We start from the raw sequence: 15,868 nt of genomic DNA, 5'->3' as shown, positions 1-15,868 counted from the left end.
ATTGTCTTTTGTTATAGAGTAGCAGATAATAGATCCATTGGAAAAACAGATTTTTTGAATAGTATCCATTCGAAATTCCGATGGGTAACTATTATTCAGGGGGCATGTATGGAATCACGTCATCTTTTTACCTTTATAGTCGTAGTGGAGACGGGTAGCTTCACACGCGCTGCACAGAAGCTTGATTATGCACAATCCAGTATTACCGCACAGATCCAAGCGTTAGAGACTGAAATAGGTCAGCCTTTATTTGATCGGATCAGTAAAAAGATCATCCTAACCGATGCAGGCCGCCGTCTGCTCCCATTCGCTCAAGAGATCTCCAGAATGCACTCTCTAGCGCAAGATGCTCTTCGCTCCGAGAGTGAGCTAACAGGGTCTTTACGCATTGGTGCACCTGAATCTCTGGCTGCTTTTCGCTTACCAGGCATTATCAAGGAGTTTCGCGTGAAATATCCAAAGGTCCAAATTCTTCTGAAGCCTGGGGCCTGCTGGGAGCTAACGGATTTAGTTCGATCCGGTGAATTGGATTTGGCCTTCCTACTTCAACCAGAGACGGAAGATAAAGATCTGAATATAGAAACACTGGTGCATGAACAAATGACCCTGATCGCTCCGCCGGATCATCCCTTATTGAGTCTTCCAGTGGTAGAACCGGTTCATCTTAAGGGAGAAACGATATTGCATACGGAAACTGGTTGTAGCTACCGTACTTTATTTGAACATCATTTAAACAGACACGGGGTATTTCCGGACCCTACGTTAGAGTTTTGGAGTATTGAGGCGATCAAGCAATGTGTTATGGCGGGTCTAGGCATCGCTTTTATTCCAATGATTACTGTGAGCAACGAATTAGCGGAAGGGAAGTTAGCTAGGCTGAATTGGAATGATGAATCGCAGCGTGTGGCCACTCAAATTGCCTATCATCATAAGAAATGGAAATCTCCTGTTCTAACAGAGTTTTTAAAAGCTGTACAAAAGCATGCTGAAAAATGGAGCAGCTAAGTTTAATTCTTGTAACTATTCTATGGTACAATAGATTGTCGAAATCAAGGGAGGCTCGAAGCCATGAATGAGTGGAGTGAAGACTACGAAGAGGGGCTTGAGGCTTTTTTAATCTGGATGAAGGATGCCGGTTACACTCCCTATACGCAGAAATCCTATTTAGTGGATGTAAAACAGTTTTTAGAAAGTCTGAATGGTAAAAAGCTAGAGTCCGTAAAGAAGCTACATGTTATTTCTTTTCTTACGTCAGTGCGTGAACGTGGAGTAAGTGATGCTACCCGTAACCGGAAGCATGCCTCAATTAACTGTTTTTTTAAGGCATTAATTGAGCTGGAATTGCTTCTTACCAATCCTGCAGCTGGGATTAAGAAATCTAAAACTGAGATCAATCGCGAACCGGTCTACTTAGATGAAGGTGATCTGGGGCGATTTTTGTCTTCTATAGATGGGAAATACAAAGGTCGTAATTTAGCAGTCTTTTTACTCATGTCCTATATGGGGCTTCGGGTGGGGGAAGTCCACACGCTTAATTTAAGTGATTATAATGTAGAAAGACATTCCCTTCGAGTGTTCGGTAAGGGACGTAAATGGCGTAATGTTCCGATTCCAGAGGATGTGGTACCTTTTCTCGATCTGGCGATTGAAGAACGATTAAATCCTTGGCGCAGTAAAGAGGAAGCTATGTTCATTTCACAGAAAGGACGCAGGCTGTCCATACGTGGCATTCAGCAAATCGCTGCGGACACCTTCGATCGTTTCCAAAGGGATGTGCCTGCTGCACAACGTCGACCCTATTCCAGCCATAAGCTACGACATTCCTTTGCTACCATGCTGCTACGAAAAGGTGCGGATCTGAGGACGGTTCAGGAGCTGCTGGGGCACTCTTCCATTCAGACAACAACGGTTTACACGCATATCACGAGCCGTGAGAAGGAAGAAGCCATGTCGAAATTGCAAGTCCAGATTTGATAGAATTCTAAGTGCAAATCTTTCATGAAAAAGGGGCTATCCCCGGCCATGTATCATGACAACAGGGAGAGCCCCATGTATTCATTTGCTTATAGTTCTAGCTTAGCTATCTCAGCTTTAAGCTTCTCGGCAGATTTTTGGAATAGAGCTCGTTCTGTCTCATTTAATGGAAGATCTAGTACTTCTCGTACACCGGACCGATCTACGACGCAAGGGGCGCCAAGGTAGACATCCGAAACTCCGTTATAATTATTCAATAAAGTAGATACGTTCAATACAGAGCCTTCATTATGAAGAATGGATACCACAATACGATCTAGTGCTAATGCTATTGCGTAAGAGGTTGAGCCTTTGGCATCAATAATTTCATAAGCGGCATTCTTAGTATCTTGGAATATTTCATCTTGTTCTGCTTCGTCAAAACCGAGATCAATCCCGGCAACATTCGCTAGACTCCAAACAGGAAGTTCCGAGTCTCCATGTTCCCCGATAATCTGACCATGAATACTGCGTGGATCAATTTCTTTGTGGCGTCCAATCAGGTAGCGAAAACGTGCACTATCCAGCACCGTTCCGGAACCGATGACTCTTCTGCGATCAAAACCGCTTATTTTCAAAGTGGCATATGACAAAATATCTACAGGATTAGTAGCAATAAGTAGTATCGCATGTTGATTATATTTGGTGATTTTTTGAACGATATCTTTGAAAATTGAAATGTTTTTGCGGAGAAGATCTATCCGGGTTTCACCCGGTTTTTGTGATGCACCGGCAGTTACAATGATGATATCCGCTTCCCGGCAATCTTCATATGTACCAGCCCATAGCTTCACACCACCAACAAAGGGCATGCCGTGATTCATATCCAATGCTTCTCCAAGGGCTTTCTTTTGATTAACGTCAATAAGTACGAGCTCAGGCATACGTCTCCGTAGCAGTAATGTATAGGCTGTTGTTGTACCAACTGCTCCAGTACCAATGACTACGACACGATTGGGTTTCGGGGGGGCCATGATTCCATCTCCTCAGTAATTAAAATTTTTAGCTTTTAATCTTGTCCATCATAATCGCTAACGATATTGTTTTCAAGCAGGTCTTATTTAATGCATTACCCCATTTTGGGCATACTTAATAGAAATTCTCTAATCAATTTGACAACAAGACTAGACAGGAGAGAATGTAAGAATGGATTTATTTCGCAAAAAACCGCTAATCGCACCTTCAAACTCAGGTGCAACCAAGTTGAACAAAACACTTGGTGCGCTGGATCTAACCATGCTAGGTGTAGGAGCGATTATTGGTACTGGTATTTTTGTAATGACAGGAGTAGCGGCAGCAGAACACGCTGGTCCTGGCCTTGTCATTTCATTCCTGTTAGCCGCGTTTGCCTGCGTGCTGTCAGCCCTTTGTTATTCAGAGTTTGCATCGACCATCCCAGTCTCCGGAAGTGCCTATGCCTATAGTTATGTAGCTTTTGGAGAATTACTCGCTTGGATTTTGGGCTGGGACCTTGTGTTAGAGTATGGCGTTGCAGCAGCTGCAGTAAGCAGTGGATGGTCAGGTTATTTGCAGGGACTTTTAGAGGGCTTTGGTATCCATATTCCTACAGCGCTATCCGAGGCGTATAATGCGGAAGCAGGTACCATTATTAATTTACCAGCAGTAATAATCATTTTACTAATTTCCTACTTACTAACACGGGGAACTAAAGAGACTGCTCGTTTTAATGCGATTATGGTCGTTATCAAAATAGCTGTAGTGCTTTTGTTTATCGTAACTGGATTTTTCTATGTTAAACCAGAGAACTGGACTCCATTTCTACCCTTTGGCTATCAAGGTGTTGTAAACGGTGCGGCAACTGTCTTCTTTGCCTACATAGGTTTTGATGCGTTATCGACTGCTGCAGAAGAAGTAAAGCAGCCACAGCGCGATTTGCCTATTGGGATTATTTCATCCCTTGCTATATGTTCTGTATTGTATATCCTAGTTTCACTTGTATTAACAGGTATTATACCGTATACGGATCTCAATGTTAATGATCCCGTTTCTTATGCGCTTCGTGTTGTAAATCAAGATATGATAGCGGGTCTAATCTCTGTTGGAGCTATTGCGGGAATGACAACTGTACTGCTCGTAATGCTGTTCGGTCAAACCCGACTGTTATTCGCAATCTCACGTGATGGTCTTTTACCACGAGGATTGTCTAAGATCAATGCTAAAACACAGACACCTATTCGTAGTACGTGGATGGTTGGGATCATTATAGCTGTATTAACGGGCTTTATTCCTTTGGATCGATTGGCTAACTTAACAAGCATTGGAACACTGTTTGCCTTCTTTGTCGTTTCTTTGGGGGTAATTGCCCTGCGGGTTATTCATCCCAATATGAAAAGAGGGTTCAGAGTACCCTGGGTACCCTTCATTCCATTGCTAAGTGCGGCAACATGCGGATATTTGATGTATAATCTAGGAAGTGAGACATGGATTGGGTTTCTGATTTGGACGAGTCTTGGACTTCTGATCTATTTTCTATACGGCTACCGTAATAGTAAGTTAAATCATAAATAAGATTCCAATTGAGAGGAGAGAGGGCATTGACATCTAGAACCGCTGGATTGAAAACTCTAAGAATGTTTATGATGCTATTTTTTTTAGCGTGGATAGTCTCAGCATGTTCTTCACCACCACCGGAGCCTTCTCCACAGCCACAGCCTACAGAAGCACCGGAAGAAGGACAGACGATTACTCTGATTACACCACCAAATAACAATACTAACAAAGAGAGTGGCCCGAAATATCAGGTTCAAACTCGAATTACGGGTTTTCATCTGCTTAGTGAGACAGAGGGCATGGTATGGGGTGTAACAAAAAATGAACTTCGTTTGTACGTTACCCATAATAACGGGGCGACCTGGGCTAATATTTCTCCTGCACCCAATGTGCAGTTCCTGTCCACACCTGTCTATGGAAAAGGCATCTTTTTTACTGACTCTAACCATGGTTGGATTATAAGAAGTGCTTTTGGTACGACAGAGAATATAGTGCTACGAACCACTGATGGAGGGAAAAGCTGGAAAATCTCTTCATTAGGTGATGATAATAATGTATCTTCCGTTTATTTCAATTCACCAACACAGGGATGGTTAATGACCTCTGCGAACGCTACTCCTAATAAGGAAAGCAAGGCGATTTATTCAACGTCAGACGGTGGGGCCACATGGGAAGAAGTGATGCAGAATGAACAGTATAATCCGAACCTTCCCAATCATTCGATCCCGTTCACAGGTGTAAGTACTGGAATGATCTTCAAGAGTCGTGTAGAAGGATTTGTGACTTTGCAGACCGGTGCCCTTCCTAAGATCTTTATAACTAAGGACGGTGGTCAGAGTTGGAATCCAGGACAGTCTTTTCTGGTAAATGAACAACTGGAAAGCTGTGACAGAGTCATTACTGGCAAACCAGAGTTCTTCGATGCTAGTAAGACTAATGGTTGGATGTCTGTGGGCTGCCAAAATGATAAAGATAAGACGATTACTTACCACGGTTACTTTACCGCTAATGGTGGAGATAACTGGAAATTCACACCGTTTGAATTAAAGAGTCCAACCGGAGGGAATCATCAGAGCGCTCCGACGTTTCTGAATTCGCAAGTTGGTTGGGCCATTATTGGTGATACTCTTTACCATACCGCTAACCAAGGGAAAACTTGGCTCCCTCTAAAGGAGAGCAGTGTTCTGCAGTCTAAGCTTGAGGAATATCCTGAGACGATTAAGATGGAGTTTATTTCCACAGAGGTGGGATGGCTTTTACTTGAGAAAAAAGAACAAAAACGCTCGCTCCTCTTACAAACTACAAATGGTGGGATTAGTTGGCGTGTGATGTAAAGTGAAGTGAAGCTGTTTCAAAAGTAGAGGATAATACTTTTGAAACAGCTTTTTTTGAATAAGAATGAACTTCTAAATCAATATGTTTTTGATTGATTGAATATAAGGAAAAAACTTAATTAAAATTTTCTTTATAGATGTGAAAAAAATCACATGACATTTAAATGATCGTGTGATATATTTAACACATAGAACAAGTTCAAATTTTCACAAACTTAACTTTCGAATAGGAGAGATTACAATGAAAACTTTTGAAACAGATTATATGACAAGAAACTTGCTGCAACTTTGCTACAACTGTGATGACGCTCACCTGTGTGAAACGGAAGAACAATGCAGAGCATGCTGGGCAGACAATGGTATGTTAGATGTTGAGACTGACGAAACGAAGCAATTGCTAGACCTCGTTCATGCTTAATCTGATCACTCAAAATTATGATTAAAGACCACTCGATTTCTTGATTTCTAAGAAAACGAAGTGGTCTTTTTGCATGAAGTCTCACTAATTTAATGCTTTCTGGACTAGAAGAGGCATATACATGTACAGAAGTGCCTGAAGTTAAGTTAAGGGTTGAATTAATGGGTATGAAGGGGGAAAATGTCATGGGAATGGGCCCGGATCTTTCATGGATGTTTGATTTCTCTGGAACAGTGATGCCAATATTTCTCATTGTAATGGTTGGTATTCTTGCAGTATCAGCAGGAAGGGGTTTGCTTCAATGGAGCCGGAACAATAGCTCACCCATGCTAACCATCCCTGCCCGTATCGTCAGCAAGCGGAGTGAAATAAGGCAGCAGCAGGTTCAAGAAGATAATGGTTCAAGTCGTACGAGTACAACCTACTACTTAACGTACGAATTGAATGGGGGCAGTCGAATTGAATTTAAAGTAGATGGCCATGAATATGGCATGAGTGCAGAAGGCGATAAAGGCATGCTTACCTATCAAGGAACTAGATATCACGGATTTGAGCGACAACCACAATACTCCACTGCGGAGTAGTCATCAGCTATACTTTCATACTTAAACCATTCTTCTGTTCCATTCAACGGAGCAGAGAGAATGGTTTTTATTTGCGGACTATTAAGAACCTAATGGAAAGCAAATGGCTTTAAAATTAGGTTGGAACTGTCACCACTTGGGCTAATGCACATACAATACACCATGCAGTTAAGAACGAGGTTGTTTACGAAGCAACCCCAAGGAGGAGACAGCGTGGCCGTCATCAAAACGAACTCGGAAGATGTGAAGGTGCTAGCGCGGTTGATGAGAGCGGAAGCTGAGGAAGATGGAGATCTCGGTATGCTTATGGTCGGCAATGTTGGTGTCAACCGGATTCTTGGCAATTGCCTTGATTTTTTGAACATTCGTAATGTGAATGACATGGTCTATCAAAGTCCAGGAGGATTCGAAGCCCCGCAGAAAAGCTACTTCTATCAACGTGCAAGAGAAGCAGATATCCGTCTTGCAAAACGTGCAATTGCAGGTGAAAGAACATGGCCAGCGACCAATGCTTTATGGTTCTTCCGTCCTGTAGGAGATTGCCCTCCAACCTGGTATAACCAACAAAACACAGGCCGCTTTAAAGCTCATTGCTTCTTTACTCCGACTGGAGAAGATTGCCCGTCTGTATTTATTGGTAATTAACAGGGTAACTGTGTAAAAGAGAATTACTCATTATTATGAGTAATTCTCTCAGTAAGCTAGTGTAAAGATTCTTTTGTGTCCAAAGGGAGCAACTGCTCCGATAAACATTTAGGAGGTTTCATTAAATGATCGTTCAACCATACCGTCCCGTCACTTATACTATTGGTAGTGTTTCTTCTTCAGGTATGCAAATGCCAATGTCTACAGGAATGCAAGGGATGCAAGGAATGCAAGGCATGGGAAGCATGCCGCCACAAGTTAGCAGTGGAAGTCCAATGACACCAGGAGGGGTTGTAGTTCAAAACCCACCTCAACAGTTTGAACAATCGTATATCGAAAATATTTTCAGACTGAATTTAGGCAAAGTAGGTACATTTTATTTTACTTACGAAAATAACAAAGAGTGGAATGCCAAAGTTTACAAGGGTGTGCTGGAAGCTGCGGGCCGTGACCACATTATTATTAGTGACCCAGTAACTGGTCAACGTACTGTATTACTTATGATTTATTTTGATTATGCTACATTTGATGAGCCCCTTACTTACCAGTACCCTGGAGTGATCGGTAATCCTCCAACAACAAGAAACTGTCGCTAATCAAGTCCTTATATTTCTGGATGAACCCCAACACTTAACGGTGAGGGGGTTTTCTTTATACATACTGATATTTTGGAATAATAAGGGGAATAAAGACCCATTTTTTTTCGAAAGGACACGCATGCTTGCGGATTGCCCCAATATATTAATATAATAAATTGTATAAGACTCAATAAACCTTGATATATCAGTGTTTACAAGGGATTTTGAGTCTTTTTTTTATCTTGAAATCACAGAAAAATCACATTCTCGGCAGATCCTTGGAATTTAATATGTTTTGGAAGTGGATTTTTAGTTTGTCACTACTGCTTTGCATCATTCGTTCCGTCACATGGGTATAAATCTTGAGTGTGGTTTTTGCATCATCGTGACCTACACGCTTCATAATCGTTTTGAGATCAATCTGAGAGCCAGACGCGATACTTGCTTCGATTAGCATCGTGATGTGCGTGTGTCGAAATATATGAGGAGTTGCGTGCTTCTTGATGTTTGTTAATTTCATTAGACGAGCCATACGATTAACTAACTTCCAGTTTGTAAATGGTGTTCCGTTGTTATTGGTCAAAATAAACTGAGTCTCTACAAAATCATCGTGGAGCTCCTTGTATCTTTTATGTCGAGCGGACTGTTTTATCTTTAACCGCTTAAACATCTCAACGATGAAATCATCCACATCAAAGGTGCGGACGGATCCGGTAGTCTTTGGAGGTGTTAATTGGTACGCGCCACTTCCACCCTGTGGAAAGTGAAGTGTTTTATAAATATGAACGTCATGAGTTTCGAAGTTGAAATCAGGCCACTCTAAAGCACAAAATTCTCCTGGTCGCACTCCGCTAAACAGCAAAAAATAAAACGTCTCTAGATCATCACCTAAACCGTGATTTTGTAGTACTTCCAGAAATTCTTCAATTTCACTTCTTTCCAGAAATTTTTCTTCCAGTGCATTGTTTTTAGCTTCTAAAACTGTCCGTTGTTTTTTAGGCATTTTTATGTTTTGACAAGGGTTATCAATGCGTAAATTTTCTTTGATAATCCATTTGAAAATTAAATTTGCTGTTGAGTGATAACGATAGATGGAATTTATTTCATATCCTTCTGAAAACAAATTGTTGAGCATTTTTTGATGTTGGTTATGTGTTATTTTATCAATATTAGCTCCACCATAATATTTGTTCAGCAAATTAATGTCGGACACATGAGCTTCCACAGTTTTTCCTTTAACTCCGCTAGTAATAATATAATCTTGTAGCCATTCTTGAGCAGCCTCATTGAATTTCATTTTTTTGGCACGCTTTGTATCGGTTCCACCCTTCATACGATCCACAACTGCCTGAGCTGCGGCGATGGCTTCCTTCTGAGTATCACGTACCCTCGGTACCTGTTGGCGCTTGCCTGTGACCGGATCAGGAGGACCCTCCATGACACACTTCCACTTGTAGCCTTGTTTGTTCTTTGCAGGTACTTTAAATACGCTGGCCATGAGTAGGTCCTCCTAAATTAAAAATTAATAGCATCTTCTAAAGCTTCTATGGTTAGAAACAATTTGTTTGCGTTTTGTCCATGTCGAGAAGCAATTCGCTCCATGTCGATCATTACGTATCCAGAACGGCTCGGAGGGATTAAAAGATCACTTGAACGAACAACAGCGATATTCCGATTAGAGTTTGGATGGACATCCACGCTTTTAAAGGTTCCATTAACCTCGATGTAGAGTGGCTGATCCCACTTAAAACCTCCACGTTGTTCAATGATAAGCGTGTGGGGTCTAGATAAATCGTCAAGCCCGTAAACACCTCGTATGATTGGCTCAGGAGTTGTCGTGTATGGTAAAGTGTTTTCCTTGGCCACAGCAGTATATGTAAAAGCCGTCATGAATTCAGCGCTAGCAATACGCTCGCGAATCTGTTTCAGACGCAACAGTGCGAATTCTGGAGGGACCTGAAATACGGTTGCAACTATACCTGCCGCTTCTTCTTCGAAAGCAGGGAGCTGCAATTTTTCAAGCATGAAAAAGGGGATGGCTGCGTAAAGACTGAATCGTTCGGCATCAGCTTCTTGCATTTGCTGGAAAAGCTCCGAAATCTGACGCTGATCCCCAACATGGCGGAGCACGTGTCCAAGCTCGTGGAAGAATGTTTTATGCTGTACATCACGTTCATCCTGTTGGTTGATAACAATTACACATAATTCATTATCAGAAAACGATTTAACGCTTTTGAAATGCACCTCAACATTAAAGGCTTCAGAAATTCGTTCTATAGTCAAATCGTTTGGCACCAATATAGCCCTGGAGAGGTAGTGATTTTCAATAGTTTGTTCCAACGGAGTTTTGAAGTATTTGGATAAGTTCATGTTAAATCCTCCAATTAGCGTACATATGTTCTATTTTGTATGTAAAAGAAAAGCCATTGCTGGCTATGTGTAAAACCTCTTTATTTCTGCTCTTTATTTGCTTTATCTAAAGCTCTTTGTCGTGCCTCTCTGATTTCCTTTATAAAATCATCAGCCGCTTTAAATTCCTCTTCTGTCCAGTCATTTGGCCCACCGTAGAAAGTAAGGTTGCTCTCAGGCTTCTTGCGTATATTTGATCTTCCACTTAAGAAATCAGTGTCACAATCAAATGTGTCAGCTATTTTATTCAATGTATCTACTGGTGGTAATTTTGTTCCATTTTCATAAGCAGTGTAGGTTACCCTAGCAACACCAATAAGATCTGCAACAAATTCTTGAGTCCATTTTTGATCCTGTTTCTTTAAGGCCTCTCGTTCACCTTTTATTCGTTTCCCTACTATTTCCATGTACACAACCCCAACTATACAAGATAAGACTATTATAATGTTCCTAAAAGAAACTTGATATAAATGTTCTTAAAAGAAACTTTTATGTTTGACATGTTTCTTAAAGTAACATATAATCAAGCTATAAAGTTACTTAAAGGAACAATGGAGGTGATGCTGGATGAGGAGTTGGTTGAAAGAACTTCGTGAGACATTAGGTAAAACTCATGAGCAGGTAGCTGATGAAGCAGGTATATCGCGGAGTTACTATACAAATATTGAAGTCGGTACTAAAACTCCTGCTGTTCCCGCTGCAAAAGCTATTGCTAGTGTTCTTAAATTTCCATGGGAAAATTTTTTTGAAGACAAAAGTTCCTTAAAGGAACATATTTGAATCAAGGAGGTGATCTAAATGTCCATAGTTGTGATGGACAGCGATGACTTAGAACGGTTGCTTGAAAAAGTTGTATCTCGAGCAATTGAAGTTTACGCAGTACAAGTCCCGACTTCACTACCGCCAGTGCTTAGCATTAAGCAGTTCATGGAACTTCTGGACATTAGCAGACCAACAGCCACTGAGGTTATGAAACGTCCAGACTTTCCAGTGAATCGTGAGTTTGGTAATCCACGGATACCGTCAGCTTTATTACTTCGGTGGATCGATGAACACACCGAGTGGATCGATAATAACGCTGGTGAAGATTTCAAAGCTAAACGCAGACATGCAATCGGATAAAGAAAACCCGCCGAGCTTTATCGGCAGCGGCGGGCAGGGATTGCGGTAAGGGGAATCGCTTAACAACATCATACATCAGGCCTCTGTCCGATAGCATCCCATAAAACGGACAAAGGAGTTGAAATCTAGTTGGCAATCGGACAATTTGGAACCGCACTACAAGACGTCTTGAAACGTACCGGTGATAACCGGCATATTGCTGGAAAAGTAGCTAATGTCGATGCTTCTCAAATCGGGAAAATCGTTAAAGGAACGCGTAAAGCTTCCAGGCCAGTCATGAAGGCAGCGGTTGAGCATTACGATGATGGACAGCTTTTCTTGGCAGCAGTAGCAGATGTTTCTGGGGGAGCCTTCTCACCTTGGCTGGATAATGTGGATCTGCATAGAGCAAGCGTCCTAATAAAAACCGTCGAGGAGATGAAGGAAGTACTTGTGGCATCGGGACAAGCACCAATCAGCAAAACTAATGAACAAATAACGGAAGCAGAGCGACATCAAATAAAACGACTGCTTATGGAAACGGTGGAAGCTATCACGGCCCTGACTCATCTGGCTGCAGTGCTATGTAAAGAGTACTCCTTTAGTTGGTTGGGAACTTGGAAGGAGCATCGAGCTGAGCTAAAAGTTAAAAAATATTTGAAATGAGGGTGCGCTTTGGAAAGAGAACAATTGGTCGCTGAGGCAAGAGAAGCGGGTCAGCATGCAGCTCATAACCTACAGATGATCCGGAAGAATCCGGATGTGATGCTACCAGGAAGGATTGAGGATGCTGAAGACTATCTGAAAAATATGATCCGCATCGCTGAAGTAGAAATGAAAAATGACCGCCTGGCAGGGCAGTCACTTGGTTTGAAATCTCGGTTAGAGAATCTCTTGATGTCCATTCTAAACCCGAAGCGTGAAAAGCACAAGGTTACCCTTTGAGATTCAAATGCATTAATAAACTCTTAAAAATCATCTTACGGAGGCTAATAATATGAAATCAACTGGAATTGTACGTAAATTGGACGAGCTTGGACGGATCGTTATTCCTATTGAATTACGTCGCACTATGAATTTGGAGATCAAAGACCCTGTAGAGATCTTCGTTGACGACGACAAGATCATCTTCCGCAAGTATGCGCCTGGCTGTGCGATCACTGGTAGCCAGGAAGATTTGGTTCCGTTTGAAGGGAAACTGTACAGCCGTTCAGTTATTCAAAAAATGGCAGCAGCAGCAAAGATTTAAGAAGGACGGGCACGGGCTTCGGCCCCTGTCTTGGGATGTCGGACCTTAGAAATAACCTTTCCTCCGTCCGGGATTCCAAGATGCGGCTGACGCATCCAAGGTGGTGGCGGATCACATAGGTCAAGGGAGCTGAAAAGGCCGTCTTTATTGGTGCAGTTACTCCCTCGCTCACCTTGCAAATACATAGAAAGGAGGCAGCTTATGCAAATCATTCAAAAGTTAACAGTGGTTAGTAATCCTACACGAGTATTTGAAGTTGGAACCGAGATTGATAGCCATGAAGTAATTGAGATTAAGCAGGTTGGTTCTGAGTATGAGGACCATGTTCATTCTGAGTATGTCGTTCTGGACGAAGATGGCCACATGATAGCCAGTGTCGAGAACGCTCCTGTAATCGTGGAATACAAAGAAATTGCTGAACACGATAACGAAAAATAGCCCACTGGCATGGGCTATCTCAGTTCATTGAAAATCAAATTTTCTTGCCCCCACTATATCATGCTGGGGGCGCACTACACAAGAGGGGGAGTTCATCCATGCGTGGAACGCACACATTTCTCTTACATGAGGGAATCGTTGACTTCATCATCGATGCGGAGACCTACTTTAATCCTCCGGTTCTAAATATCCAGCAAGGCGGGGAATCCATTCAGCATCATTTTAGCAATGAGCAATTGGCTGAGCTGGAATACAAAATCCGGACTTATTTGGATGGTATCCGCTATCCAGAAACACCTGATCAACAATTACTGCTGCACGATGAATGCATTGCAGCCATCGAGGAGGGAATCGCTTGAAACGTATCGTTTTGGAGCGCCTAACGCTCCGTAATTTCAAAGGTATTAAAGAACTTGTCCTCGCCGCTAATGGCGGGGATGCTGATGTCTATGGTGACAATGCTACTGGGAAGACCACTATGTTCGACGGCTTTGTCTGGCTCTTGTTCGGTAAGGACAGCCAGAACAAGGCTGACTTCGAGATTAAAGGTTTGGATGGAGTGGGAAAGGTTCTTCAGCACAAGTTGGAGCACGAGGTGGAGGGAATTTTCTTGATCGATGGCCGCCGTCGTACTTTCCGCCGAGTATTTACTGAAAAGTGGACTAAGAAACGTGGTTCCGCGACGGATGCGTTCGAAGGACATGAAACAAATTACTTCATTGATGGTGTTCCTGTGAAAAAAGGAGAGTACACCGCCGAAGTTGATTCCATCATCAAAGAGGATTTATTCAAGCTCCTGACTTCACCTTCTTACTTCAATGAACAGCTAAAGAAAGAAGAACGCCGGAAGACGTTACTGGAAGTATGCGGTGATCTTACAGACGCCGAGGTCATTTACGGTAACAAGGAACTTGTTTCATTACCAGGTATCCTGGGAGATCGCGACCTTGAGTCACATAAAAAGGTTATTTCTTCCCGATGCGCTGTGATTAACAAGGAGATCAAGGAACTGCCGGTGCGGATCAGTGAAGTGCAGCGCCAAATGCCGGATGTTGCGGAGCTGGATGAAGAGCTCCTCAAGGAAGATATCGCAATGCTTCGCCGCCGGGTTGAATCCAGCGAGGCAGAATTGTCCCGCATCCTTTCTGGCGGGGAAGTGGCAGTTCAGGAGAAGCGGCTTCGTGAAATTGAAGGCGAGCTTATCGATATCAAGAGTCGGATGCAGTCCAATGTGTTGGATAAGTTGGCTCTCAAACGTGATGAAGTGAACCGGATGCATAACGAGCTGGATAAGTACCGCCGTACAGTAGAGGACAAAGAGCAACGTATCAAGCAGAATGAGCGCTTAGTTTCTGATCGTCGGCAAGAAGCAGATCGCTTGAGAACAGAATTTGCTGAGCTGAAGAGTCTTACCTTCGAACATCCTGAAGGTCATGATGCAAATTGCCCAGCCTGCGGTCAGTCACTCCCAGAAGACCAAATTAAGGCAGCTCACGACAAAGCAGAGGCTGAATTTAATCGTCGGCTAGCAGAGCGTAAGGAGCGTATCAATAATTCCGGTAAAGCAGCGGTGGCAGAAGCTCAGAAATTCGAGGAGGAAATCATTCGGCTACGGGAAGAAATTGAAGGTTTAACCAGTACCCTGAAAACCCTGCAGGCTGAGGTCACATCCGCTGATGATCAGCTAACCGTCCTTCGAGCAGGTGTAAAAGATCCTGCCTCAGATCCGGAATATGCGAGCAAGCAGGCTGAAGCTACTCAAGTTAAACAGCAGATTGAAGTATTGAGAACTTCAGGTGAGGATGCTGCTGCAATAGCTCGTTCCGAAATTCGCCGGCAACGTGCTGAGATCGAAGAAATGGAACGCGATCTAGTCAAATTCGATAGTGTCCGCCGGGCGCAAATGCGGGTGATGGAGCTAGAGAAACAAGAGCGGGAACTTGCATCAGAGTACGAACGCCTGCAGCATGAATTGTTCCTCTGCGAGGAGTTCACTAAGACCAAGGTCAGCATGCTGGATACCAAGATCAACAGCAAATTCAATCTCGCACGGTTTCGACTATTTGAGGATCAAATCAACGGCGGGATCAAGGAAGTCTGCGACACGCTTTATAGAGGAGTTCCTTATGATGGTGGGCTCAACAATGCGGCTCGAATTAATGTTGGTTTGGACATCATCAACACATTAGGTGAGCATTACGGATTCTCGGCTCCAATCTTCGTAGATAATGCCGAGGCCGTGACGCAGCTGATCGCAACTGACGCTCAGGTGATCCGACTGGTAGTAAGTGAAGCAGATAAACGGCTGCGCATTGAGACGGCAGCTATACAGGAGGCGATTTGAATGTACGACGTTCAGGAAAGCATTAAGGCACAGAAAAATTACTGTGAGGAGCATCAAGATCCTCACTTCGCGCCAAACGATGGCCGCTGTTGGTCTTGTAATCAAAATATATATGCACTTGGTCATCATGTGTGGAAGGGAAAGTCCGATGGACGTGAGTCATCGGGGATTACTGTTGAAAAAGCAGGTCGGGAGCTTGTTACCGGATGCCCGCACTGCTTCCGATCTTACTGCGATTAAATTT

Annotated in this window: 21 protein-coding genes; 17 read left to right on the top strand and 4 right to left on the bottom strand. The window is 42.9% G+C overall.

Features of this window, described 5'->3' with window-relative positions:
* Window positions 1–108: 108 nt before the first annotated feature.
* Both MKX41_RS09950 and MKX41_RS09945 read left to right on the top strand, forming a co-directional pair.
* On the top strand, window positions 109–1,005 hold the full coding sequence (locus MKX41_RS09950; RefSeq protein ID WP_340970073.1) for a LysR family transcriptional regulator: 897 nt from the start codon (window positions 109–111) through the stop codon (window positions 1,003–1,005).
* Window positions 1,006–1,068: 63 nt separating this feature from the next.
* A complete protein-coding gene (locus MKX41_RS09945; protein ID WP_076283590.1) occupies window positions 1,069–1,974 on the top strand; it encodes a tyrosine-type recombinase/integrase in 906 nt (301 codons plus the stop codon).
* An 89-nt stretch (window positions 1,975–2,063) separates the two neighbouring features.
* Here MKX41_RS09945 and MKX41_RS09940 read toward each other — a convergent pair whose 3' ends face one another.
* Entirely contained in the window at window positions 2,064–2,987 is a 924-nt protein-coding gene (locus tag MKX41_RS09940; RefSeq protein ID WP_042188714.1) for an L-lactate dehydrogenase, read from the bottom strand.
* 172 nt (window positions 2,988–3,159) lie between these two features.
* Here MKX41_RS09940 and MKX41_RS09935 point away from each other — a divergent pair, with 172 nt between their 5' ends.
* The 6 genes from MKX41_RS09935 to gerQ all read left to right on the top strand — a co-directional run bounded on the left by MKX41_RS09935 (window position 3,160) and on the right by gerQ (window position 8,101).
* Complete coding sequence (locus tag MKX41_RS09935; protein WP_340970070.1) at window positions 3,160–4,542, top strand: amino acid permease; 1,383 nt, start codon at window positions 3,160–3,162, stop codon at window positions 4,540–4,542.
* 26 nt (window positions 4,543–4,568) lie between these two features.
* A complete protein-coding gene (locus MKX41_RS09930) occupies window positions 4,569–5,858 on the top strand; it encodes a WD40/YVTN/BNR-like repeat-containing protein (protein WP_339241491.1) in 1,290 nt (429 codons plus the stop codon).
* A gap of 241 nt (window positions 5,859–6,099) precedes the next feature.
* Window positions 6,100–6,276, top strand: a complete 177-nt coding sequence (locus tag MKX41_RS09925) for a hypothetical protein (RefSeq protein WP_179085723.1) — start codon at window positions 6,100–6,102, stop codon at window positions 6,274–6,276.
* A 185-nt stretch (window positions 6,277–6,461) separates the two neighbouring features.
* The gene (locus MKX41_RS09920) at window positions 6,462–6,860 is read left to right on the top strand and encodes a DUF2500 domain-containing protein (protein WP_081393019.1); all 399 of its coding nucleotides are present in this window, start codon (window positions 6,462–6,464) and stop codon (window positions 6,858–6,860) included.
* A gap of 213 nt (window positions 6,861–7,073) precedes the next feature.
* Complete coding sequence (locus MKX41_RS09915) at window positions 7,074–7,505, top strand: cell wall hydrolase (protein WP_042188711.1); 432 nt, start codon at window positions 7,074–7,076, stop codon at window positions 7,503–7,505.
* A gap of 185 nt (window positions 7,506–7,690) precedes the next feature.
* The gene (gene gerQ, locus MKX41_RS09910; RefSeq protein WP_371916527.1) at window positions 7,691–8,101 is read left to right on the top strand and encodes a spore coat protein GerQ; all 411 of its coding nucleotides are present in this window, start codon (window positions 7,691–7,693) and stop codon (window positions 8,099–8,101) included.
* A gap of 241 nt (window positions 8,102–8,342) precedes the next feature.
* On the opposite strand, the gene MKX41_RS09905 is transcribed toward gerQ, so the two are convergent.
* From MKX41_RS09905 to MKX41_RS09895, 3 genes are all read right to left on the bottom strand, one after another.
* On the bottom strand, window positions 8,343–9,581 hold the full coding sequence (locus tag MKX41_RS09905) for a tyrosine-type recombinase/integrase (RefSeq protein WP_340970064.1): 1,239 nt from the start codon (window positions 9,579–9,581) through the stop codon (window positions 8,343–8,345).
* Between the two features lie 17 nt (window positions 9,582–9,598).
* The gene (locus tag MKX41_RS09900) at window positions 9,599–10,453 is read right to left on the bottom strand and encodes an ImmA/IrrE family metallo-endopeptidase (RefSeq protein WP_340970061.1); all 855 of its coding nucleotides are present in this window, start codon (window positions 10,451–10,453) and stop codon (window positions 9,599–9,601) included.
* 80 nt (window positions 10,454–10,533) lie between these two features.
* Window positions 10,534–10,899, bottom strand: coding sequence for a helix-turn-helix domain-containing protein (locus MKX41_RS09895; RefSeq protein WP_076220787.1), 366 nt, complete (start codon window positions 10,897–10,899; stop codon window positions 10,534–10,536).
* A 160-nt stretch (window positions 10,900–11,059) separates the two neighbouring features.
* Here MKX41_RS09895 and MKX41_RS09890 point away from each other — a divergent pair, with 160 nt between their 5' ends.
* From MKX41_RS09890 to MKX41_RS09850, 9 genes are all read left to right on the top strand, one after another.
* Window positions 11,060–11,272 carry a helix-turn-helix transcriptional regulator gene (locus tag MKX41_RS09890; protein ID WP_340970058.1) on the top strand — a complete coding sequence of 71 codons (213 nt, stop codon included), beginning with the start codon at window positions 11,060–11,062 and terminating at the stop codon, window positions 11,270–11,272.
* A gap of 18 nt (window positions 11,273–11,290) precedes the next feature.
* A complete protein-coding gene (locus MKX41_RS09885; RefSeq protein WP_081383892.1) occupies window positions 11,291–11,614 on the top strand; it encodes a hypothetical protein in 324 nt (107 codons plus the stop codon).
* A gap of 129 nt (window positions 11,615–11,743) precedes the next feature.
* The gene (locus MKX41_RS09880) at window positions 11,744–12,259 is read left to right on the top strand and encodes an XRE family transcriptional regulator (protein ID WP_340970055.1); all 516 of its coding nucleotides are present in this window, start codon (window positions 11,744–11,746) and stop codon (window positions 12,257–12,259) included.
* A gap of 9 nt (window positions 12,260–12,268) precedes the next feature.
* Window positions 12,269–12,538 carry a hypothetical protein gene (locus MKX41_RS09875; protein WP_340970053.1) on the top strand — a complete coding sequence of 90 codons (270 nt, stop codon included), beginning with the start codon at window positions 12,269–12,271 and terminating at the stop codon, window positions 12,536–12,538.
* A 52-nt stretch (window positions 12,539–12,590) separates the two neighbouring features.
* Window positions 12,591–12,842 (top strand): AbrB/MazE/SpoVT family DNA-binding domain-containing protein, encoded by a 252-nt coding sequence (locus MKX41_RS09870; RefSeq protein WP_060622079.1) that lies wholly within the window; start codon window positions 12,591–12,593, stop codon window positions 12,840–12,842.
* A gap of 201 nt (window positions 12,843–13,043) precedes the next feature.
* Window positions 13,044–13,280, top strand: a complete 237-nt coding sequence (locus MKX41_RS09865) for a hypothetical protein (RefSeq protein ID WP_340970051.1) — start codon at window positions 13,044–13,046, stop codon at window positions 13,278–13,280.
* Window positions 13,281–13,378: 98 nt separating this feature from the next.
* Window positions 13,379–13,639, top strand: coding sequence for a hypothetical protein (locus MKX41_RS09860; RefSeq protein ID WP_340970048.1), 261 nt, complete (start codon window positions 13,379–13,381; stop codon window positions 13,637–13,639).
* Window positions 13,636–15,624, top strand: a complete 1,989-nt coding sequence (locus MKX41_RS09855) for a hypothetical protein (protein ID WP_340970046.1) — start codon at window positions 13,636–13,638, stop codon at window positions 15,622–15,624. The genes MKX41_RS09860 and MKX41_RS09855 overlap by 4 nt, the downstream gene beginning before the upstream one ends.
* On the top strand, window positions 15,625–15,864 hold the full coding sequence (locus tag MKX41_RS09850; protein ID WP_340970044.1) for a hypothetical protein: 240 nt from the start codon (window positions 15,625–15,627) through the stop codon (window positions 15,862–15,864). It begins immediately after the preceding gene.
* Window positions 15,865–15,868: the final 4 nt, after the last annotated feature.

Source organism: Paenibacillus sp. FSL R5-0475 (assembly GCF_038004585.1).
In the GTDB taxonomy this organism is placed as follows: domain Bacteria; phylum Bacillota; class Bacilli; order Paenibacillales; family Paenibacillaceae; genus Paenibacillus_AQ.
This window is presented reverse-complemented; position numbering and strand designations above follow the sequence as displayed.